The sequence below is a fragment of the Streptomyces sp. Alt3 genome, assembly GCF_030719215.1.
GTDB classification, from domain to species: Bacteria; Actinomycetota; Actinomycetes; order Streptomycetales; family Streptomycetaceae; genus Streptomyces; species Streptomyces glycanivorans.
In genome coordinates this window covers 7,694,204-7,716,498 of the sequence record NZ_CP120983.1, presented here as the reverse complement: position 1 = coordinate 7,716,498, position 22,295 = coordinate 7,694,204, and the positions used below count along the sequence as shown (strand labels likewise).

18 protein-coding genes are annotated in these 22,295 nt (G+C 69.5%); 10 read left to right on the top strand and 8 right to left on the bottom strand.

All coding sequences use genetic code 11. From position 1 onward, the window contains the following. Positions 1-20: 20 nt before the first annotated feature. Positions 21-1,466, top strand: a complete 1,446-nt coding sequence (locus P8A20_RS34165; protein WP_147961285.1) for a glyceraldehyde-3-phosphate dehydrogenase — start codon at positions 21-23, stop codon at positions 1,464-1,466. Between the two features lie 56 nt (positions 1,467-1,522). Here P8A20_RS34165 and P8A20_RS34160 read toward each other — a convergent pair whose 3' ends face one another. The 4 genes from P8A20_RS34160 to P8A20_RS34145 form a co-directional block, all read right to left on the bottom strand. Next, positions 1,523-2,527, bottom strand: a complete 1,005-nt coding sequence (locus P8A20_RS34160; protein WP_147961286.1) for an alpha/beta hydrolase — start codon at positions 2,525-2,527, stop codon at positions 1,523-1,525. Between the two features lie 57 nt (positions 2,528-2,584). After that, entirely contained in the window at positions 2,585-4,750 is a 2,166-nt protein-coding gene (locus P8A20_RS34155; protein ID WP_147961287.1) for a SpoIIE family protein phosphatase, read from the bottom strand. Between the two features lie 109 nt (positions 4,751-4,859). Further along, positions 4,860-6,059: a GDSL-type esterase/lipase family protein gene (locus P8A20_RS34150; RefSeq protein WP_147961288.1), complete on the bottom strand. Its 1,200-nt coding sequence runs from the start codon at positions 6,057-6,059 to the stop codon at positions 4,860-4,862. A 59-nt stretch (positions 6,060-6,118) separates the two neighbouring features. After that, on the bottom strand, positions 6,119-6,688 hold the full coding sequence (locus P8A20_RS34145) for a TetR/AcrR family transcriptional regulator (protein WP_147961289.1): 570 nt from the start codon (positions 6,686-6,688) through the stop codon (positions 6,119-6,121). 626 nt (positions 6,689-7,314) lie between these two features. Here P8A20_RS34145 and kdpF point away from each other — a divergent pair. From kdpF to P8A20_RS34105, 7 genes are all read left to right on the top strand, one after another. Next, the gene (gene kdpF, locus P8A20_RS34135; RefSeq protein WP_147961290.1) at positions 7,315-7,404 is read left to right on the top strand and encodes a K(+)-transporting ATPase subunit F; all 90 of its coding nucleotides are present in this window, start codon (positions 7,315-7,317) and stop codon (positions 7,402-7,404) included. A gap of 8 nt (positions 7,405-7,412) precedes the next feature. Then, positions 7,413-9,077 carry a potassium-transporting ATPase subunit KdpA gene (gene kdpA, locus P8A20_RS34130; RefSeq protein WP_306104898.1) on the top strand — a complete coding sequence of 555 codons (1,665 nt, stop codon included), beginning with the start codon at positions 7,413-7,415 and terminating at the stop codon, positions 9,075-9,077. Beyond that, the gene (kdpB, locus tag P8A20_RS34125) at positions 9,074-11,173 is read left to right on the top strand and encodes a potassium-transporting ATPase subunit KdpB (protein ID WP_147961292.1); all 2,100 of its coding nucleotides are present in this window, start codon (positions 9,074-9,076) and stop codon (positions 11,171-11,173) included. Before kdpA ends, kdpB begins: the two co-directional genes overlap by 4 nt. Positions 11,174-11,194: 21 nt before the next feature. Then, positions 11,195-11,872: a potassium-transporting ATPase subunit C gene (locus P8A20_RS34120; protein WP_147961293.1), complete on the top strand. Its 678-nt coding sequence runs from the start codon at positions 11,195-11,197 to the stop codon at positions 11,870-11,872. Between the two features lie 602 nt (positions 11,873-12,474). Next, entirely contained in the window at positions 12,475-13,389 is a 915-nt protein-coding gene (xynA, locus tag P8A20_RS34115; protein WP_371934445.1) for an endo-1,4-beta-xylanase XynA, read from the top strand. Between the two features lie 176 nt (positions 13,390-13,565). Next, positions 13,566-14,555, top strand: coding sequence for a polysaccharide deacetylase family protein (locus P8A20_RS34110; protein ID WP_306104896.1), 990 nt, complete (start codon positions 13,566-13,568; stop codon positions 14,553-14,555). A gap of 226 nt (positions 14,556-14,781) precedes the next feature. Then, a complete protein-coding gene (locus P8A20_RS34105) occupies positions 14,782-15,597 on the top strand; it encodes an SAM-dependent methyltransferase (protein WP_147961296.1) in 816 nt (271 codons plus the stop codon). Positions 15,598-15,750: 153 nt separating this feature from the next. On the opposite strand, the gene P8A20_RS34100 is transcribed toward P8A20_RS34105, so the two are convergent. Beyond that, positions 15,751-16,272 (bottom strand): P-loop nucleotide/nucleoside kinase family protein, encoded by a 522-nt coding sequence (locus P8A20_RS34100; RefSeq protein WP_306104895.1) that lies wholly within the window; start codon positions 16,270-16,272, stop codon positions 15,751-15,753. A gap of 415 nt (positions 16,273-16,687) precedes the next feature. Here P8A20_RS34100 and P8A20_RS34095 point away from each other — a divergent pair, with 415 nt between their 5' ends. Further along, a complete protein-coding gene (locus tag P8A20_RS34095) occupies positions 16,688-17,515 on the top strand; it encodes a nucleotidyltransferase domain-containing protein (protein ID WP_306104894.1) in 828 nt (275 codons plus the stop codon). On the opposite strand, the gene map is transcribed toward P8A20_RS34095, so the two are convergent. Together map and P8A20_RS34085 are read right to left on the bottom strand one after the other, a co-directional pair. Further along, a complete protein-coding gene (gene map / locus P8A20_RS34090; RefSeq protein ID WP_147961300.1) occupies positions 17,499-18,269 on the bottom strand; it encodes a type I methionyl aminopeptidase in 771 nt (256 codons plus the stop codon). The two genes, P8A20_RS34095 and map, sit on opposite strands and share 17 nt — an antisense overlap. A 429-nt stretch (positions 18,270-18,698) precedes the next feature. Beyond that, complete coding sequence (locus P8A20_RS34085; RefSeq protein ID WP_147961301.1) at positions 18,699-19,304, bottom strand: snapalysin family zinc-dependent metalloprotease; 606 nt, start codon at positions 19,302-19,304, stop codon at positions 18,699-18,701. Positions 19,305-20,127: 823 nt separating this feature from the next. Here P8A20_RS34085 and P8A20_RS34080 point away from each other — a divergent pair. Further along, on the top strand, positions 20,128-21,165 hold the full coding sequence (locus P8A20_RS34080) for a GNAT family N-acetyltransferase (protein ID WP_306104893.1): 1,038 nt from the start codon (positions 20,128-20,130) through the stop codon (positions 21,163-21,165). A gap of 186 nt (positions 21,166-21,351) precedes the next feature. Here P8A20_RS34080 and P8A20_RS34075 read toward each other — a convergent pair whose 3' ends face one another. Continuing rightward, positions 21,352-22,284 carry a LysR family transcriptional regulator gene (locus tag P8A20_RS34075; RefSeq protein WP_147961303.1) on the bottom strand — a complete coding sequence of 311 codons (933 nt, stop codon included), beginning with the start codon at positions 22,282-22,284 and terminating at the stop codon, positions 21,352-21,354. Between the last annotated feature and the right edge of the window lie 11 nt (positions 22,285-22,295).

Here is a 22,295-nt window from a genome sequence, read left to right as displayed (position 1 = left end):
CTAGCTCGAAAGATGGACTTGTGACTGCCACCGAGGACTCGTTCACCAATTGGAAGACCCGCGAGGAGATCGCGGAGTCGATGATCCCGGTCATCGGAAAACTGCACCGGGAGCGGGACGTCACGATCCTGCTCCACAGCCGCTCGCTGGTGAACAAGTCGGTGGTCAGCATCCTCAAGACCCACCGGTTCGCACGGCAGATAGCCGGCGCGGAGCTCTCGGTCACCGAGACGCTGCCGTTCCTGCACGCGCTCACCGCGCTCGACCTCGGCCCCTCTCAGATCGATCTCGGCATCCTCGCCGCGGCGTACCGGAGCGACGACCGCGGCCTGTCGGTGGACGACTTCACCGCCGAGGCCGTGGCCGGCGCGACGGGCGAGAACAAGACGGAGCGCCGCGAGGCGCGAGACGTGGTCCTCTACGGCTTCGGCCGCATCGGCCGCCTCCTGGCCCGACTGCTCATCGAGAAGACCGGCTCCGGCAACGGCCTGCGCCTGCGCGCCATCGTGGTGCGCCAGGGCGCCGGGCAGGACATCGTGAAGCGTGCCTCCCTGCTGCGCCGCGACTCCATCCACGGCCAGTTCCAGGGCACCATCACCGTCGACGAGGCGAACAGCAGGATCATCGCCAACGGCAACGAGATCCAGGTGATCTACTCAGACGACCCGACGACCGTGGACTACACGGCGCACGGGATCAAGAACGCCATCCTCATCGACAACACGGGGCGCTGGCGCGACCGCGAGGGCCTGTCCAGGCACCTCCGCCCCGGCATCTCGAAGGTCGTCCTGACCGCCCCGGGCAAGGGCGACGTCCCCAACATCGTGCACGGCGTCAACCAGGACATGATCAAGCCGGACGAGCAGATCATCTCCTGCGCCTCGTGCACCACCAATGCGATCGTCCCGCCGCTCAAGGCGATGGCGGACGAGTACGGCGTGCTGCGCGGCCACGTGGAGACCGTCCACTCGTTCACCAACGACCAGAACCTGCTGGACAATTACCACAACTCCGACCGTCGCGGCCGGTCGGCGCCGCTCAACATGGTCATCACCGAGACGGGTGCCGCGTCCGCCGTCACCAAGGCGCTGCCCGACCTCGACGCGAAGATCACGGGCAGCTCGATCCGCGTCCCCGTTCCGGACGTCTCGATCGCGATCCTGAACCTGCAGCTGGCACGAGGCACCAGCCGGGAGGAGGTCCTGGAATACCTCCGCAACGTGTCGCTGACCTCGCCCCTCAGGCGCCAGATCGACTTCATCACCGCGCCCGACGCGGTGTCGAGCGACTTCATCGGCTCCCGTCACGCGTCGATCGTCGACGCGGGCGCCACCAAGGTCGAGGGCGACAACGCGATCCTCTACCTCTGGTACGACAACGAGTTCGGCTACTCCTCGCAGGTCATCCGGGTGGTGCAGCACGTCTCGGGAGTCGAGTACCCGACCTACCCGGCCCCGGCGGCCTGACCGCTCCGGCAGGCGGCTCCCCCACGCGGGTAGCCGCCTGCCCCACGGCCGGCCTGTCACCTGCGCAGGGCGGCCGTCAGCACAGGCAGCGCGCGTCGCAACTCCCTGTACCCGTACGTACCGCTGTGTCCGCCCGGATAGAAGTGGGTGGTGACGGGTGCGCCGAGAGACCTGAGCCGGTCCGCGAGCATCCGCGTCTCCTCCCCGCAGACGGCCTCGGTGACGGACACGACACCTTCGTCGGCGAGCGCCACCCACTTCTCGGTGCCGGGGATGTGGGGGTCGGGCTCGTCCCCGTCGAGCGGGCCGGGCCTACCGTCGCCCGAGGCCAGGTGGACCGGCGTGCGACGCAGCCCCGCGGCGTGGTGGTACGGATCCCAGTCGAGCCAGGTCTGCCACCGGGTCCACGGGTCACCGAAGACGGCGTAGCCGTCCACACCGACGTACTCCGCCCCGGAGAGCCACATCTCCGGGTGCCGCACCGGGTGTACCGGTGCCCCGAACGCGGCTACGGCACCGAACAGTCCAGGCACCCGGGCCGCCATGCCCAGAGCTCCGAATCCTCCCTGGGACTCCCCCGCGACGGCTCGGTTCGGCCCCGCCCCGTAGTCCCGCTCCACCAGGGGCATCACCTCACGCAGGAAGTACGTGCGCACCCGTGGCGTGCCCTCCTCGCCGTGGTTCCACCAGTCGGTCCAGAACCCGAAGAGCGGCATGCCCGGCATCACCACCAGTACGTCGCGCAGTTCGGGGAGCTCCTGCACCTTGAAGAGGTTCGTCCACGTCGTGTGGTCCCCGTCACCTCCGGCCAGGAGATAGAGGGTCGGCCACCGGTCACCGGGCTTTCGCCGGTCCCAGCCGCGCGGGGTCAGCAGGGCGACGGTGCTCCGGCCACCGAGAGCGGGGGAGTCGATGGTGAGCTCGACCAGCCGTTCGTCCCGACGCCGTTCGGCGAGGACCTTCCCCTCGGCTCCGGCGGGGGCGGCGGCGCCGAGCAGCGTGCCGGCGCCCAGCAGGGCCCCGGTCGCCAGGACGGTGCGGCGAGTGTGAGTGTGCGACATGTCTGAGTCTTCGGCCGACCGGCCCTTCCCCTTGAACCCTCCCGCTCGACGCCGGACTCAGGCCGGGTCCGGCTCCTCGACGACCGGAAGCGGCTGTTCGGCCCAGATGGTCTTGCCCGTACCGGTGTAGCGGGTGCCCCAGCGCTCGGTGAGGCTCGCCACGAGCAGGAGACCGCGTCCGCCTTCGTCGAGCATCCGGGCGCGGCGCAGATGCGGGGCGGTGCTGCTGCCGTCGAACACCTCGCAGATGAGCGCGGTGTCCCGGATGAGGCGGAGCCGGATGGGATCGCCGCCGTAGCGGATGGCGTTGGTGACCAGCTCGCTGACGACGAGTTCAGTGGTGAACACCGCGTCGTCCAGGCCCCAGGCCGCGAGTTGGGCGGCAGCACGCCTACGGGCGTCCGAGACGACGGCCGGGTCGGAGGGAAGGTCCCACGAGGCGTAGTGGTCGGCGTCGAGACGCCGGGTACGGGCCAGCAGCAACGCGACGTCGTCGTTCGGGTGCTCGGTGACCAGTGACTCCATGACGGTGTCACAAGCCTCTTCGATGGATCGGGCGGGACGGCCGAGCAGATCGCGCAGCTCGGCGAGCGCCTGGGCGGTGTCCCTGCCGGCCGTCTCGATCAGGCCGTCCGTGTACAGGGCGATCCGACTGTTCTCGGGAAGCTCGAACTCGGCCGACTCGAAGGGGAGTCCGCCCACTCCGAGGGGTGGCCCGGGAGGAAGCCGCAGCAGTTCGGCGGAGCCGCCGGGACGGGTGACTACCGGCTCGGGGTGGCCGGCCCGCGCCATCGTGCAGTGTCCGGTGGCCGGGTCGTACACGGCGTACAGGCAGGTCGCGCCCGCGACCTGGCCGCCCTCGGGTCCGTCCGCGGGCTGTTCGCGGTCGAGGGCGAGCGCCAGGTCGTCCAGCTGGGTGAGCAACTCGTCGGGTGCCAGGTCGACATCGGCGAGCGTCCGTACGGCGGTGCGGAGCCGGCCCATGGTGGCCGCGGCGTGCAGGCCGTGGCCGACGACGTCACCGACCACCAGCGCGACCCGCGCGCCGGACAGCGGGATGACGTCGAACCAGTCCCCGCCGATCCCCGCGCCGTCGGCGTTCGGGAGGTAGCGTGCGGTGACCTCGACGGCCCGCTGGCGGGCGGCCCTGCGCGGCAGCAGGCTGCGTTGCAGTGCGAGTGCCGTGGCCCTCTCGCGTGTGTAGCGCCGGGCGTTGTCCACGCAGACGGCTGCGCGTGACACGAGCTCGGCCGCGAGCTGCAGATCCGCCGCACTGAACGCCCCCGGTGTGCGGTGCCGGCAGAACAGTGTGGTGCCGAGGATGATGCCGCGCGCCTTGAGCGGGACCACCATCACCGAATGGATCCTGTGGTCACGCATGCTCTGCGACCGTGCGGGTTCGATCGTGGTCCAGCGGCGCAGCGCCGCGTCGTCGAGAACCATGCGCGTAGGCTCCCCCTTGATCAGTGTGCGGCCCACCACGGAGTCGGGCTCGTAGGCGTGGGTGTCACCGACCGCGACGACCGACTCGGGGCACCCTTCGAGGACGGAGCACTGGGCGGCCCGGTGGAAATTGATCGAGTCGCGGTGCAGCACCGAACGCGCCTCGTCGCCCGCCACCACCTCGGACAACAGGTCGACGGTGACGAAGTCCGCGAAGTCCTCGACGGCGAGCTCGGCCAGTTCCTCGGCGGTACGGCCCACGTCGAGGGTGCTGCCGATCCGCATGCCGGCCTTGTTCAGCAAGGCCAGACGACGGCGTGCCCGGACCTGCTCGGTGGTGTCGAGTATCACGACGGACACCCCCTGGACCTCACCGGCGGCATCACGTACGGGCGACATGGCCGCCTGCCAGATGTGCTCGCTCCCCTTCATCGTGAGCTGCGTCTCGTACGGCTCCGCCTGGCCCGTCCTCAGCACCCGTTCGATGGCTTCGACGAGCCCCTTCCCGCCCTCCAGGTACAGTCCGGGCTCGATCTCACCTGGCAGCAGCCCCAGCAGCGACGCCACGGGTCTGTCCACCGACTCCCCCGCCGCCCGGTTGGCCAGGGCGAGGACCATGTCCCGGCCGAAGTAGGCCACCGGCACCGGCAGCTGGTCGAGAATCCTGGAGCGTTCCTCGTCCGAGGGCACGGAGACGAGCGGCCGGTCACCCGCAGTCACCGGCGTGGGCTCGCCGCTGTCCGGAGGCGGGCCCGCTCGGCCCGTCCCGTCCCTGCTCATGGGCCCATCACCGGTCCTCCCCGCCTTAGCAGGTCACCCTGGACACATATGCGACCTTGGCTCAAGAATGCCCTTGTACGTCCAGCCTCTCAACCGAGCCCCCTCCCACTCACAGCCGATCGGCTCGGTCATCGGCGACGGCGAGCGGGCCGCCCGGGCGAAAGGCCAGCCGCGCGAACCGCTCGCCCATGCGGCGGTGTGTGGCCGCGTCGGGGTGCAGGGCGTCGGGGAGCGGCAGCTCGACGGAGTCCGCCTCGCCGTAGAGCTCGCGGCCGTCGAGGTAGTGCAGGTTCGGGTCGTCCGCGGCCCTCTGCGCGACGATGCGGGCGAGTTCGTCCCGGATGGTGCTCAGGGTGAGCTTTCCGGCAGCGGTCTCGGCAGGGTCCCCCGCGGCGCTGAAGCTCAGCCTTCCCTCGCTCAGGGCGCGGTGGTCCGGAGCACTGGGGCCGGGCGTGGTCTCGTGGATGGGACACAGGATGGGCGAGACGACCAGCAGCGGTGTGGTCGGGTGGCCCTCGCGAACGGTGTCGAGGAAGCCGTGGACGGCCGGGGTGAAGGCGCGTAGGCGCATCACGTCGGTGTTGACCAGGTTGATGCCTGCCTTGACGCTGATCAGGTCGGCGGGCGCGTCGCGCAGGGTGCGGGCGGTGAACGGGTCGAGCAGGGCACTGCCCGCGAAGCCCAGGTTGACCAGCTCCACCCCGCCGAGCGCGGCGGCGAGCGCGGGCCAGGTGGCGGTGGGGCCGGCGGCGTCGGAGCCGTGACTGATCGAACTGCCGTGGTGCAGCCACACCGCACGGTCCGGGGCGGTGACCGGCTCCACCGGAGCGTCGGTGCGCAGGGCGACCAGCTCGGTGGTCTCGTTGTGCGGCAGCCAGATCTCGACGTCCTTCACCTCGGCGGACAGACCGCTGAAGCGGACGGTGCCCACCGGGCCCGGTCGGGATTCGGCGGTTCCGGCGGCCATGTCGATCATGAGGGTGTTGCCCCCGCTCACGCCGGTCCGGCCCGCGAGGCGGCCGTCCACCAGCAGGTCGTAGACCCCGTCCGGCCTGGGCGGTGCTCCCACGTACACCCGCTTGGTGGGCAGGGTGTCCAGCTCCACGAGGGTGGCGCGGGTGCGCAGGACGATCCGTACGCCGGAGGGCTGGGCCTCCGCCATGGCCAACTGGCCGTCGGTGTTCTGGGCGCGGGCACGGGCCGGCAGCCGGTGCGGCAGCAGCCCGTGTGCGGTGCGCTCCAGTTCGAGCGCACCACGCAGAAGCTCCTCGGTTATGGGGGTACTTGTCAGCTGGGGTCGGGTGCTCATGGTCAGCCGCCTGTCCGGGTGAACGTATCGGATTCGATGGTGAGGGGCCGCGCCCCGGGTCAGGGAGCGGGCCAGTTCCGCAGCAGGGCGTCGAGGGCGTCCAGGACCCGGGCCCAGGTCTCCTGCGTGCCGGGGGAACTGTGGTCGAAGCTTCCGCCGGACTCGAGGCTGATGTAGCCGTGGAAGACGCTGCCCAGCAGGCGGACCGCGTGTGTCCGGTCCGGCTCCGTCAAGTCGTAGCCCCGCAGGATCGCCCGTGTCATCTGCGCGTGTCTGGGGCCCGCGCCGGCGGCGGCCGCGTCCGCGTCCAGCCTGAGCTGGGCCGCCGCGTAACGCCCCGGGTGTTCCCTGGCGTAGTCGCGGTAGGCGTTGGCGAACGCCTCCAGCGCGTCCTTGCCCGCCCGCCCGGCCAGGGCCGACGCGACACGGTCGGCCATCTCCTCCAGGGCCAGCAACGCGATCCTCGTCCTGAGGTCCTGGGAGTTCTTCAGATGCGAGTAGAGGCTCGCGTCCTTGACGCCGAACTGCCGGGCCAGCGCCGCGACGGTCACCTTGTCGAAGCCGACCTCGTCGGCCAGCTCCGCCCCTGCCCGCGTCAGGCGTTCCGCCGTGAGACCTGCCCTTGCCATGACCACCCCTTTCGACAGAGTCGATTATGCATTTACCTAGGAGCATTAGGCAAATTATTGATCCACCTAAGTTTCACGTCCTCCGCCAGGGACGTGAGGGACCTGTATGGACACGGCCCGTCGCCGTCAGGAGCCGGGTCGGGGGTCCGGCCGGCCGGGGGCGGCCGCCAACCTCTCCATGGCGTCCGGACACAACCTGGCCGGCCCCCCGCTCGTGGCGGGCGGCAGCGGATCGTCCCGGCCGCCGGTGCGCCGGGAAGCCCTCGCCGACTTCCGCAGCCGGGACGTCGGGGAGGAGGGCAGGACCGAAAGCCCTGAATCAGCCGTCCCTCTCCGCAGAAGCGGCCTGCCGCACCAGGCGGAAAGGGGAAGGGACGGCACCGTCCCACCCCTTTTCCGCAGCCTGGCGTACGAACCGCGTCAAGAAAATCGACGCACCCGTATGGAGCCCGTCAACGGCGCGCATCGCACGGCCGGACCTGCGGTTCACTTCTGTTCGGCCGCCCCGGCCGATTCCACTCCATTCACTTCACACAGGAGCTCACGATGGCCGACCTGGCCTTCGTCGCCACCACGGTCGCGGTATTCGCACTGGTGGCTCTCATCGCGAGGGGGGTGACGAAGCTGTGACCGCCGAGAACATATCCGGCCTGGTCGTGGCCGTCTCCCTCCTGGTCTACCTCGTCCTCGCGCTTGTGTACCCGGAGAGGTTCTGAAGCTAGACATGAGCCCCGTAACAGCTGGTGCGCTCCAATTGCTCGCACTGATATCCGCGCTCGCCCTGGCGTACCGCCCGCTCGGCGAACACATGGCCCGGGTCTACTCCTCGGAAAAGCATTACAGGCCGGAGAAATGGATTTACCGCGCCATCGGAGCCAATCCCTCGGCATCGATGCGCTGGCCCGCCTATCTGCGCGCCGTACTCGCGTTCTCCGGAGTGAGTGTCCTTTTCCTCTACGCCCTCCAGCGCCTCCAGGGAATCCTTCCGGGTTCGCTCGGCTTCGTGTCGATCGATCCGGACCAGGCGTTCAACACCGCGGCATCCTTCGTCGCGAACACCAACTGGCAGTCGTACTACGGCGAACAGGCCATGGGACACGTCGTCCAGACGGGCGGCCTGGCGGTGCAGAACTTCGTCTCGGCCGCGGTCGGCATGGCCGTGGCGGTGGCCCTCGTACGCGGGTTCTCACGCTCCCGCACCGGGGAACTCGGCAATTTCTGGGCGGATCTGGTGCGCGGCACCGTGCGCATCCTGCTGCCGATCTCCGTGGTCGGCGCGGTCGTGCTGGTGGCGTGCGGTGTGATCCAGAACTTCTCCGGCATCCACGAGGTAGGGCAGTTCACGGGTGGCGCCCAGCAGTGGAACGGCGGAGCGGTCGCCTCGCAGGAGGTCATCAAGGAACTGGGGACGAACGGCGGGGGCTACTTCAACGCCAACTCCGCCCATCCCTTCGAGAATCCGACCCCCTTCTCCAACCTCTTCGAGATCTTCCTGATACTCCTGATCCCGTTCGCCCTGACCCGCACCTTCGGCCGCATGACCGGGAACCTCCGCCAGGGCTACGCGCTCCTCGCCACGATGGCCACCATCTGGATCGGTTTCACCGCTCTGATGATGTGGACCGAGTTCGCCCACCACGGCCCGGCCCTGGAACTGGCCGGCGGGGCGATGGAGGGCAAGGAGACCCGCTTCGGCATAGGCGGGTCCTCGATCTTCGCCGTGGCCACCACCCTCACGTCGACCGGTGCGGTCAACTCCTTCCACTCCTCGTACACGGGCTTCGGCGGTGGCATCACCATGCTGGGCATGCAGCTGGGCGAGATCGCGCCCGGCGGTGTCGGTTCCGGCCTCTACGGCATGCTGATCATGGCGGTCATCGCGGTGTTCATCGCCGGTCTCATGGTCGGCCGCACACCCGAGTACCTCGGCAGGAAGATCGGCACCCGCCAGATCAAGCTCGCCGCGTGCTACATCCTGGTCACCCCGGCACTGGTCCTCTGCTTCACCGCGGTGGCGCTGGCACTGCCGACCCCGGCCGATTCCATGACCAACAGCGGTGCGCACGGTTTCTCCGAGATCCTCTACGCCTACACCTCCGGGGCGAACAACAACGGCTCCGCCTTCGCCGGGCTCAACGCCGACACCCAGTGGTTCAACACCACCATCGGCATCGCGATGCTGCTCGGCCGGTTCCTGCCGATCGTGTTCGTCCTGGCACTGGCCGGCTCGCTCGCGGAGCAACGGCCCGTCCCCGACACGGCGGGCACCCTGCGGACCGACAAGCCCCTCTTCGCCGGCCTGCTGGCCGGCACGATCCTCATCATCACCGGTCTGACCTACTTCCCGGCCCTGGCACTGGGTCCGCTCGCCGAAGGGCTCGCCTCATGAGCACCCCAACCCCCACCCGTGCCCCGCACGAGGACCTGTCCGGCGCCGGGACCGCCACCTCCGGCCGCGTCGGCGGGGGCCTCTTCGACCCGAAGCAGTTGCTCAGGTCCTTCCCGGACGCGGTGCGGAAGCTCGATCCGCGCGTGATGGTCAAGTCCCCGGTCATGTTCGTGGTGCTGGTCGGCTCGGTGGTCACCACCCTGCTGGCCCTCCAGGACCCCGGTGACTGGTTCGGCTGGGCCATCACGGCCTGGCTGTGGCTGACCACCGTGTTCGCCAATCTCGCCGAGGCGGTCGCAGAGGGCCGCGGCAAGGCCCAGGCCGACACCCTGCGCAAGGCGAAGACGGACACCGTCGCCCGCCGTCTGGAGGGCCGCGACGAGAGAGAGGTGGCCGGCACGGAACTGCGCGTCGGTGACCTGGTCGTCTGCGAGGCGGGCGACGTCATCCCCGGCGACGGTGACGTCGTCGAGGGCGTCGCGTCCGTCGACGAATCGGCCATCACCGGCGAATCCGCCCCGGTGATAAGGGAGTCCGGCGGCGACCGCAGTGCGGTGACGGGCGGCACGAAGGTGCTCTCCGACCGGATCGTCGTCAGGATCACCACCGAACCGGGCAAGACCTTCATCGACCGGATGATCGCCCTGGTCGAGGGCGCCGCCAGGCAGAAGACCCCCAACGAGATCGCGCTCAACATCCTTCTCGCCTCGCTGACCATCGTGTTCCTCCTCGCCGTCGTGACGCTCCAGCCGTTCGCGGTCCACGCCGGTGCCAGGCAGTCCCTGATCGTGCTCACCGCGCTGCTGGTGTGCCTGATCCCGACGACCATCGGCGCCCTCCTCTCCGCGATCGGGATCGCGGGCATGGACCGGCTCGTCCAGCGCAACGTCCTCGCCATGTCGGGACGCGCGGTGGAGGCGGCGGGTGACGTCTCGACGCTGCTGCTCGACAAGACCGGCACGATCACGCTGGGGAACCGGCAGGCCGCGGTGTTCGTGCCGGTGGAGGGTGTGACGGAGGAGGAACTGGCGGACGCGGCGCAGTTGTCGTCGCTGGCCGACGAGACCCCGGAGGGCCGCTCGGTCATGGTGCTCGCGAAGGAGCGGTACGGCCTTCGTGAACGCCACCGGGGCGAGCTCGCCCGGGCCACCTGGGTCGCCTTCACGGCTCAGACCCGCATGTCGGGTGTGGACGTGGACGGCCTCAAGGCCCGCAAGGGCGCGGCCGGTTCGGTCGTCGCCTGGGTGCGGGAGCGGGGCGGCCGAGTCGGCGACGAGGCCGGCCTCCTCGCCGACCGGATCTCGGAGGCAGGCGGCACACCACTCCTGGTCGCCGTGGAGGACGCGGAGGGTGCCCGGGTCCTGGGCGTGATCCACCTCAAGGACGTCGTCAAGGGCGGCATGCGGGAGCGGTTCGACGAACTGCGCCGCATGGGCATCAGGACCGTCATGATCACGGGCGACAACCCCCTGACCGCCAAGGCGATCGCCGAGGAGGCGGGCGTCGACGACTTCCTGGCCGAGGCCACCCCCGAGGACAAGATGGCCCTCATCAAGCGGGAGCAGGCGGGCGGCAAGCTCGTCGCGATGACGGGCGACGGCACCAACGACGCCCCCGCGCTCGCGCAGGCGGACGTCGGCGTGGCGATGAACACCGGCACCTCGGCCGCCAAGGAGGCCGGGAACATGGTGGACCTGGACTCCGACCCGACCAAGCTCATCGAGATCGTCGAGATCGGCAAGCAGCTGCTCATCACCCGGGGAGCCCTGACCACCTTCTCCATCGCCAACGACGTCGCGAAGTACTTCGCGATCATCCCGGCCATGTTCGCCGTGGTGTACCCGGGCCTGGACAAGCTGAACGTGATGGGTCTCGCGTCGCCGGAATCCGCGATCCTGTCCGCCGTCGTCTTCAACGCCCTGATCATCGTCGCTCTGGTGCCGCTCGCCCTCAAGGGGGTCCGGTACCGGCCGACCAGCGCGGACACGATGCTCCGCCGGAATCTCGGGATCTACGGACTCGGCGGCCTGGTCGCCCCGTTCATCGGGATCAAGGCCATCGATCTTCTCATCTCCCTCATTCCCGGGCTCTCCTGAACCAGAAACGGCTGATCAGCCATGAACACCTCTCTCAAGAACACCGCCCGGCTGCTCGGGGCGGGGCTGCGTGCCCTGCTCGTCCTGAGTGTCGTCTGCGGAGTCCTCTACCCGCTCGCGGTCACGGGTGTCGCCCAGGCGTTCTTCAGCGGCGGCGCCAACGGCTCCGAGGTCGGTGACGGAAACGGGCACACCGTCGGGTCGTCCCTGATCGGGCAGAGGTACGACCTGCCGAAGCGGGACCCCGACGACCCGGACGAGACGGCGAAGCCGGACCTCAGGTGGTTCCAGCCCCGCCCCTCGAACGGCCTGGGCGGCAACAGCGTCAACACCGGGTACTCACTGATCCTCTCCGGCGCCACCAACCGCGCGGCTGACAACGCCGACCTGGTCACATGGGTGACGGAGGCGAAGGCAGCAGTCGTGGCCGACAACTCCACCCCGGCGCACCGGGTGCTGGCCGAGGACGTGCCGGCCGACGCGGTGACTTCCTCCGGCTCGGGTCTCGACCCGGACATCTCCCCGGAGTACGCGAAGCTCCAGATCCACCGGGTCGCCGAGCGGAACGGCCTCCCCGTCCCGCAGGTCGCGAGACTCGTGGCCGAGCACACCGAGGGACGCACCCTCGGCTTCATGGGCGAGCCCCGGGTCAACGTCCTTGAGCTCAACATCGCGCTCAAGGAGGTGAGCGGCGGCTGACGCGGCGCCATCCGCGCCGGGCGGGCTGCGGCGGTTCCCTGCGGAACCGCCGCAGCCCGCCGCCGTCGTGGCGGTCGGCGCCTCTCCGACCGACCGCGCCACACCCTCCGAAAAAGTTTCGAAACTTTCGAAGAGAATGAGCGGAGAAGCTGAACCAACCCTCACCGAAAAGCGCGTTCGCGATTCTCATAACCTGAGCACAACGGTCGCGAACAGCGACTATGACGCGATCCTGCACCCTCATCAAGAAGCGACCGTTTCGTACTTCCTGCCGAAACCATTGACACCCAACGGGGTCGGTTCAACACTGTTGGCCGTCGACAGACCTCGGTCAATGTCGATCCGGGTCCACCCCGACCCGGCACCCCGACCGGTCGCCGAGCACGACGACCGGCCACGTCCGGCCGGGAGAGCGACACCGACGCACGGTCGTCTTCACCGGTTCACGCACCACCTGTCACGCAGGGCGTCCCGCGCTGCCCGGATCCCCCACCCGGCCTGATGAGGACGAGGAGGAGAACACGCACATGAACGACGCACCCGCACGACCGACGAGCCGCACACACGGCCGGTTCGGACGGTCCGTCCGCAATTTCCTGGCCATGGCGATGGCCGCTGTGGCCGTGCTGGCCCTGCCCGGCACGGCCACAGCCGACACCGTCGTCAACTCCAACCGCACCGGCACCGACAACGGCTACTACTACTCCTTCTGGACGGACAGCCCCGGCACCGTCTCGATGAACCTGAAGTCCGGTGGCGCCTACAGCACTTCGTGGAGCAACACCGGCAACTTCGTCGCAGGCAAGGGCTGGAGCACCGGCGGGCGCAGGAGCGTCACGTACTCGGGCACCTTCAACCCCTCCGGCAACGCGTACCTGACCCTCTACGGGTGGTCGACGAACCCGCTGGTCGAGTACTACATCGTCGACAACTGGGGCACCTACCGCCCGACGGGAACGTTCAAGGGCACCGTCACCAGCGACGGTGGTACGTACGACATCTACGAGACGACCCGGGTCGACGCACCGTCCATCGAGGGCACGCGCACGTTCAAGCAGTTCTGGAGCGTCCGCCAGTCGAAGAGGACCGGTGGGACCATCACCACCGGCAACCACTTCGACGCATGGGCCCGGCAGGGAATGAACCTGGGCACCTTCAACTACATGATCATGGCCACCGAGGGCTACCGGAGCAGTGGAAGCTCCGACATCACCGTGGGCGGCACGTCCGGCGGTGGTGGAGGCGGAGGCGGAGGCTGCACCGCCACGGTGACCGCCGGCCAGAAGTGGAGCGACCGCTACAACCTCGACGTCACCGTCGCAGGCTCAGCCAACTGGACCGTCACCATGAACATCCCCACCCCCGCCAAGGTCCTCTCCACCTGGAACACCACCGCCGCCTACCCCAACGCACAGACGCTCACCGCCAAACCCAACGGCAACGGCAACACCTGGGGCACCACCATCCAGGCCAACGGCAACTGGACCTGGCCCACCGTCACCTGCACCACCGGCTGACCACCGGACGAGCACTGGGCAGGCTGCGGCACATCTCGCCGGTGCGGCGGCGACAGAGCACCCGTCGCCGCCGCACGCCCGGAGCACCCGTCACCGCCTCGCACCCAGGGCACACGTCACCACGCACGCCCAGATCTCCCCACCCCATCGGCCCGGGACGACAAGGACTCACCCCCATGCGCATGCGAACACGCCTCTCCTTACGGCACGTGGTCACGGCACTGGCCGTCACCGCGACGGCCGCGACCGCCGCGGTCGCCGTCGACACCGCGCCCTCCCACGCCGCGACGGCCGCCGCCTGCACCGGATACGTCGGGCTGACCTTCGACGACGGCCCGTCGAGCAGCACCCCCGCACTGCTCAACGTGCTGAAGCAGAACGGACTGCGGGCCACTATGTTCAACCAGGGCCAGTACGCCGCCTCCAACCCGGCCCAGGTCCGGGCACAGGTCGACGCCGGCATGTGGGTCGCCAACCACAGCTACACCCACCCGCATCTGACCCAGCAGACCCAGGCACAGGTCGAGTCGGAGATCTCCCGCACCCAGCAGGCCATCGCCGCCGGCGGCGGAGGCACGCCGACCCTGTTCCGGCCACCGTACGGTGAGTCCAACGCGACGGTGCAGGCTGCCGCGGCCAAGTACGGCCTGACGCAGATCATCTGGGACGTCGACTCGCAGGACTGGAACAACGCGAGCACGGACGCGATCGTGCAGGCCAACGCCCGGCTCACCGACGGTCAGATCATCCTCATGCACGACTGGCCGGCCAACACGCTCGCAGCCGTCCCGCGCATCGCGCAGGGCCTGGCGAGCCGAGGGCTGTGCGCCGGCATGATCTCCCCGCGGACCGGCCGCGCCGTGGCTCCCGACGGGGGTGGCAACGGCGGTGGGGGCAACGGCTGCACCGCCACGGTGACCGCCGGCCAGAAGTGGAGCGACCGCTACAACCTCGACGTCACCGTCGCAGGCTCAGCCAACTGGACCGTCACCATGAACATCCCCACCCCCGCCAAGGTCCTCTCCACCTGGAACACCACCGCCGCCTACCCCAACGCACAGACGCTCACCGCCAAACCCAACGGCAACGGTGGCAACACCTGGGGCACCACCATCCAGGCCAACGGCAACTGGACCTGGCCCACCGTCACCTGCACCACCGGCTGACCACCGGACGAGCGGACGGTCCGTGGGGGCGGTGGCCCTGCCTGTCGCCCCCGCGGACCGGTATCGCGAGATCCCGGCGCGCCACAACCCGGCACGTAGGTGACATCCGCGGGCGAAGTCCCCCACCTGGTCGGCGGAGTCGACCACCACCCGCCGCCTCCGCCACCCGCGTTCCCTATTCTGTTGGCAAGCCGATCAACCGCTGTCGCACACCCAGGAGTTCGCCATGTCCCGACCGGAGAACGATGCCTCCGACCTGCGCATCGACACCAGCAGACCCCATCCCGCCCGGATGTACGACTGGTTCCTCGGCGGCAAGGACAACTATCCGGTCGACGAGGCCATGGGCCGGCAGATGCTCGCCGTGGAGCCCGGGGTCCCGGTCATGGCCAAGGTGAACCGCGCCTTCATGCACCGAGCCACCCGATGGCTGACCGGCCAGGGGATCCGGCAGTTCCTCGACATCGGCACGGGAATCCCCACCGAACCGAACCTCCACCAGGTGGCCCAGCAGGCTGCTCCCACGACGCGGGTCGTGTACTGCGACAACGACCCCATCGTCCTGGCACACGCGGAGGCCCTGCTGAAGGGCACCGAGGAGGGTGCCATCGACTACGTACAGGCGGACGCCCGCAACGTGGACGCCATCCTCCAGCACGCGGGCAAGACGCTGGACTTCGCTCAGCCCGTCGCGCTCTCGTTGATCTCGCTGCTGCACTTCGTGAGCGACGAGGACGGTGCCTACGAGCTGGTGGACCGGCTGACCGAGGTGCTCGCGCCGGGCAGTCACGTGGTGATCTCCCATCTCACCGCGGACTTCCACCCGGCGGCGGCTCGCAAGGTGGACGAGATGTACAAGGCGAACACCCTCACCCTGGCACCCCGCACCCGCGACCAGTTCGCCCGGTTCTTCGACGGACTCGACATCGCGGAACCCGGCATCGTGGCGGCCGAGGCATGGCATCCCGAGCTCGGCGAGCCGGTGGCGGGGCAGGACGACATCATCAGCGCCGGCTACGTGGCGGTCGGCCGGAAGCCGTAGTCCGCCCCTGGAGTGTGCCGACGGCGCTCGGGCCGTCCCGGGGTGACTGCCCGGGACGGCCGTCGGGACGCTGTCGAGTACGTCGGCGCCGCCGCCTGACCACGGTCGGGTTCGGCCCCTGCGTCACCTGGTGGCGAGCCCCGCGGGCGGATCTCAGGTCTTGACGGCCCCCGCGATCCGCTCGGCAGCCTGCGCGGGCGTGAGGTGGGTGGTGTCGACGACCTCGGCCTCGCTGTGCAGCCATGTGCGAGCCGCCTCGGCATAGGGCTCGAGGTAGGTGAGACGGAAGGTGGAGGGACCGAGAACCGTGTCCCCCTCGATGCGCCCACGGAGAGTGTCCTGATCGGCGTGGAGGACGAAGTGCCGTACCGGGATCGAGTGCCGGGCAAGGCCCGAGCTGATCTCGCGCCAGTACTCCTCGACCAGGACGGTCATGGGCATCACCAGAGTGCCACCGGTGTATTCGAGCACGTGGCGGGCGGTCTCGACCACCAGCGGCCGCCAGGGTGCCCAGTCCTGGAAGTTGCCCGTCCAGGGCAGCCCCGGCTTGATGTCCATGAGTGTCTCGCCAACCTTTTCGGCGTCGAACACCCGGGAATCCGGAATCAGTCGCTGCACGAGTGCGCTGGTGGTGGTCTTGCCTGCGCCGTGGGTACCGTTGAGCCATACGATCATAGGACTCGACGCTAGCGCCGCACTGGGCCGGAGGTACCTCAACCGCCAAGATCGACGGTCACGGTGCTCGACGAATCGCACCGGTCGCGCCGATGGCAACAAGCATGGAACGAGGCTTGTGATGGAGCGCTGGGCAGGCCTTGCACCTGCATTTCCCCGCAGGAAGCGGGGCGTCTTTCCTTGGACGACCAACGCACAGGCAACCGCACCGCCGAAACGATCCGTGCCCTCAAGATCGACTATAGCGCAGGCTCGCCGGATCCCACACCCGCCACGGGCTTTCGCGTGTCGGCCGCACCGCAGCACCTGCCGTGGTGGCTGCCGTTGAACTCACCGCGACAGGTCGTCACCGTCCTGACCGGATGCCCAGGAAATCAGCTCGGCAGTACGCAGCGGCACGAGGCACAGTGACCCCATGGATGAACGAGGCCTGGACCGCGACGGAACGATCGCACGCGAAGGCGCGCTGGAGCGGGTGCCGGCAGCATTCGACCCCGTTGTCGATGCGGCCCGCCACCATGTCACCGCGACGTTCGGCAGTACGCGCCTGCACAGCGCCTACCTGTACGGCAGCATCCCCCGTGGCACCGCCACCCCTGGAGTCTCCGACCTCGACCTCCAGCTCGCCCTCCACGACGAACCCACCGAAGCCGATCGCGCCGACGCCGAGGCGGTCGAGGCCGAACTGGACCGTGTGTTCCCGCAGATCGACGGCGTCGGAATCCTCCTGACCAGCGCACGGCGCCTGCTCAGCCACGCCGAACGGCACGACGGCGGATTCTTCATCGCTTGCCTCTGCACACCGTTGCTGGGCCCGGACCTCGCCGCACAGTTGCCCCGTTACCGTCCCACGAGCCTGCTCGCACGGGAGACCAACGGTGACCTCACCCGTGTACTGCCGCGCTGGCGCGCCGGAGCGGCCGGAGTCACCACGGACGCTGATCGCCGGATCCTCAGCCGTGTCGTCGGCCGGCGCACGGTCCGCACAGGATTCACCCTGATCATGCCCCGGTGGGGCGGCTGGACCAGTGACCTCGGCAAGTCCACCGAACTCTTCGGCGGCTACTACCCCGAGCGCGCCGAGCAGATGCGTGTCGCCTCAGCTGTCGGTCGTGCGCCCTCTCCCGATCGGGCGGCGCTCAGGATGCTCATCGACGACCTGGGCCCCTGGCTCGCGGCAGAGTACACAGCCGTGCACGGTGAGAAGGCGCGCCTCACGGCCGCGCTCACTTCGACAACGTGAGGATCTCGGCTCCGTCGTCGGTGATGGCGATCGTGTGCTCGCTGTGGGCCGTCCGGCAGCCTGTCGCACTCCGGAGCGTCCACCCGTCGGCGTCGGTGACGAGTTGAGCGGTGTCCGCCATGACCCACGGCTCCAGCGCCAGCAGCAGTCCAGGACGCAGTTTGTATCCGCGGCCAGGACGTCCGGTGTTCGCGACGTGCGGGTCCTGGTGCATCGTCGACCCGATGCCATGACCTCCGAACTCGGTGTTGATCGGGTACCCCGCCTCGCCGAGAACCGTGCCGATGGCATGGGAGATGTCGCCGATTCGGGCCCCGGGCCCAGCGACTGCGATTCCCGCGGCCAGCGCGCGTTCGGTCGCGTCGATCATCGCGACGTCCTCCGGGGGCCCTGCGTTGCCCACGACGAAGCTGATGGCGGCGTCGGCGGCGACGCCGCCTTTGGAGACGGCGAGGTCGAGAGTCAGCAGATCGCCGTCGGCGAGCGTGTAGTCGTGCGGCAGTCCGTGGAGCACGGCGTCGTTGACGGCCGTGCAGATGTAGTGGCCGAACGGACCACGCCCGAATGACGGCGCGTAGTCCACGTAGCAGGAGGACGCTCCCGCGTCGAGGATCATCTTCTCGGCCCAGCGGTCGATGTCCAGGAGGTTCGTACCGACCACACTCCGGGTCCTCAGCGTCCGCAGGATGTCACCGACCAGGGCGCCAGTGGTTTTCGCCCGCGCCAGCATGGTGGGGTTGAGGATCTCGATCACGTGGTGCCCTTCTCATGCAACCAATAACTATACCGTGATTACTATACCGGTATTTTAATTGAAGGCATGCGCAGGGTGCCGCTCGCTCGGCAGAGACCCTTGCCGGCTCAGGCGCGGGCCGGGAGCATCACCGACAGCCCCACACCCCGGCCGGACACCTCGGGCGAAGCGGACCCTCCACCACTCAAGGGCCTCTGCCCAGGAGTGGCCCGACAGCAAAGGCGCCCCCGCTCCCCCGGCGGGGCACCTTCGCCACCGCCACGACGGTCGGCCGGCCGCCGTCTCCTCCGCCCGCGCCCCGCTTGTGAGCCTGCGCGGCTGCCCACATGCGAGGCTCCGGAGATCCCCATGGACAGCCGACGCGCGGGAACCTCCCGGTCCGCCATGATCACCACGGACCGAGCGATCCCCCGCACCGGAGATTCGAGCTCAGCCCCTGTCACGCACCAGCTCTCGAGGAGCGTCCACCAGAGTCCGCCCGGCGGCGGGTGCGCGCGAGGCGAGGCCGTTGGCGTAACTGGAATTGACGCGGCTTCGTTCAGTCGCGTTCGGAACCGCGTTCTTGCATGTGATGCCCGCGCTCGACCCTGACATCAGCTGACTGCACGGACCGGGCTTGGTGTCGGGCAGACCCAGGCTGTGCCCGATCTCGTGGGCGGCGATGCGGGTCTTGTCATGCCCCTCGGACACCGCCTGGCTGCCGAGCTCCACCCGTACCTGGCCGCCCGGGCGCACCGGGCCCAATGTCGCCTGGGGCCAGCCGCTGGTGGCGACGATCTGGATCTCGGCCCGGGTGCCAGGTGCGGCTTCGACCAGCTTGACGTTGCCGACGTTCTGGTTCCACGAGGCGACCCCGGCGGCGATCGCCGCCTCCCATCCGACCGCTCGACTGTCGTCGTAGCGGAGCGTCACGACCGCTGCGGCGCTCACCGCCGTGGTGGGCTCCGGTACGGGCGCGGCGTGCGCCGCCGTTGCTGTGGCCAGGGCGATCGCGGCGGCGGTGCCGGCTGCCTTCAGCCATAAGGAGTGCGGCATCGGTGTCCCTTCGCTGATGGGGAACTCGGTTCCGCTCGGAGCCGAGAGTCGGAAGAAATCGCATCGGCCTGCCGGCCGGTCGCGGATACTCCCCGGACCTCAGCACTATGCCCAGATCCCCGCACTTACCATGCCCCTGTCATAACGAAGGGCCGGAAAGAGGCGCTGGACAGGCATGTCCGCGCTTCCGTGGAGCTTCAGCGCCTTCCGGTCTCGCTCACAGCCACGGCTGAAGCAAATACCGCGCCTCCCGGTAGCACCGTCCGGAGCTCGGCACCGGACGGCGCCCTCCACGGACAGGACAGCCTCCTCGCCGTTCGCTGCGTCGCGACGTTCCCGCGGCACAGCGGTGTACGGCAAGGATGGCGCGACCTCCCGCCCGGAACGCAACTCGGCGTCACCTGGTCGGGATTCGCGGAGCGCAGATCCCATCCGCAAAGCAACAGTCCCGGTCGCGGAGCGACGGCCCGCACCATGGGTGGCCGCCGCAACCGGGTTCGAAGCTCGGCTGAAAGGCACGCCTTCGAGACGTCGGAGTACTCGTTGAACCGGATGAGGCCGCCACGACAGCCACGAAGGAGCACGGTGACACGCACCGCCCCCCACCGCGCTGCCCCGTGGGGGCGAAGAGCACGGCAGCGAAGGACACCGTCTCGCACGCGGAGCGCGAACTGTGCGGAGGACCGCCGCGACACGACGAGTCCTACGTCCGTCACACAGGCCCGTCGGCCAGGGCACGGAAGGGACCGAGTCCGTCCGGAGAGCCGGCTGTGCGCCGGGCGTCACCTCACGCGGCCGTACAACTCACGACAGAAGAGGATCCGTGAACCGAGACGTACTGCCCGCTCCCCGAGCGGGAACGCCGACAGCAGCCGCGCGGCCGAGGGCCCGCGTGGCCTGTCCCGCAGATGCCGAAGGCATCATCGCCCTGAGGGCCGAACTCACTTCTTCCGAGCCCCTCGACGCGGAGTGGACCGCCTTGTGCAGCAGTCAACTCGCCCGTCGGCTGGCCCCGGGAGGAGATGCCCGTGCCTATGTCGCAGAGACTCCGGACGGCTCGCTCGTCTCGTGCGCACTCGGTCTGATCCACCCTCTGCTGCCCGCACCGGCCTACCCGAAGGGTCTGGCAGCCCGGGTGCACGCTGTCGCCACACATCCGAGGTACCGGCACCGCGGGCTGGCCAGGGAACTGCTGTCCGCCCTTCTGGACCACCTTCAGGCGGACGGAGCGACGTTGTTCGAACTGCGTGCAGCCGCGGACGCAATGCCGCTGTACCGGGAGCTCGGGTTCGCCGCCGACCCGGCATCGATGCGGATGACGCGGCTGCACAGGGCTGGTCGACGTATCGAGGAGCCGGCCGGGCCCGTGCTGCTCCCGGTCGAGGAGTACGCGTCGACCGTGCCCAAGTCGACGGGGTCCGCATTCATCTTCTTCACCGACCGGCACGACAGGCCGTTGCAGTTGCGGGCCACCTACTCCCAGGTGCATCCCTGGCAGTTCCCGGGCGGCACGACGGATCACGGCGAACGGCCGTGGCAGACGGCGCAGCGCGAATGCCACGAGGAGACCGGCCTCGTGGTGGAGGGCCCGCCCCGCCTGCTCGCGTCGGTCTTCGGGCTTCCAGGGGGCGAATGGCCGTTCAGCACGACGGGATGCGTCTTCGACGGCGGCAGGCTCACCGACGAGCAGATCCGGTCCATCGTTCTGGACCCGGACGAGCATGACGCGGTGCGGGTTCTCCCGTTGGAGGAGTGGGAGCCATTGCTGCCGCCACAGGACTTCGCTCGTCTGGACGCAGTCATGACGGCCCGGCTGACCGGCACGGCGGCGTACTTCGATTCCTGGGGCTGGGGGAAGTGATCGCCCGTATGCGGGCGGACTTCACCGGACGGGCCTCGGACAGCCGGGTCGCGGTGGCCTCGCCCACCGCTCGGGTACCCACAAGTCCTCCACGGCCGACGCGACTCGCACCCTCGGACGTGGAAGACGCCGTGCGGGCGTCGACAGACCGGGCCCACCGGCAGCGAGCCCGAGGGCCGTCCCCGATCAGGTGTGGGGCCGGAGCCGGTGATCGAGTGCGGCACCGACGTCGGGGCAGTTCTCACGGATGGTGTCGAGGAAGGCGCGCAGCACCGGGGAGTTGTCGCGGGCCCCGAAGGAGAGGACGAGATCGGGCAGGGGCGTGCGGGGGGTCACTTCGCAGAACCACGTCCCCGGACGTGGGACCCCTCTCATGCGGGACGGCCCCAGGCCGACGCCCACGCCGGAGGCGGCGAGACCGATGATCGTGTGTACGTCCCTCGCGACGGCCGCGCCGCCGAGAGCGGATGAGTCCGCGCCCAGCAACGTGCGCAGTCCGGCGACGACGGCGGGCTCGTCCTCGCCGGCCGATACGATCAGCAGCTGTCGCCGCAACTGACCGACGCTCACCGACGGTCGGCCCGCGTACGGGTGCACCGTGCTCATCACGGCGATCACGTGGTCGCGCCCGATCGGGACGGACACGAGATGCTCGGCCCCGGCACCCCGTGGCGGGCCGAGGGTGATGGCCACGTCCAGCTCCCCCGCGACGAGGGCCGTGCTGCTGCGACCGGTCGCCATCTCGTGCAGTTCCAGCCTCACGTCGGGCCGGTCACGGCCGAACCGGCTCAGGACGCCGGGCAGCGGGTCGAGCAGCGCCGAGGCGACGAAGCCGAGGCGGAGCCGCCCCGTCTCTCCGCGCGCGGCCCTCCCCGCGTCGACCGCGGCCGCCGCGATCTCGTCGAGGGCCCGGCGTGCCCGCGCGAGAAACGCCTCGCCGGCGGCGGTCGGGAACACCCCCTGCCGTGTGCGGTCGAACAGCCGGGCCCCGACCTCACGCTCCAGGTCGGCGATCTGTTTGGACAGCGGGGGCTGCGCGATACCCAGCTCGCCGGCCGCCCGGCCGAAGTGTCCGTGCTCGGCGAGAGCAACCGCGTACCGCAGGTGTCGCGCTTCCATGACCCGCCTTC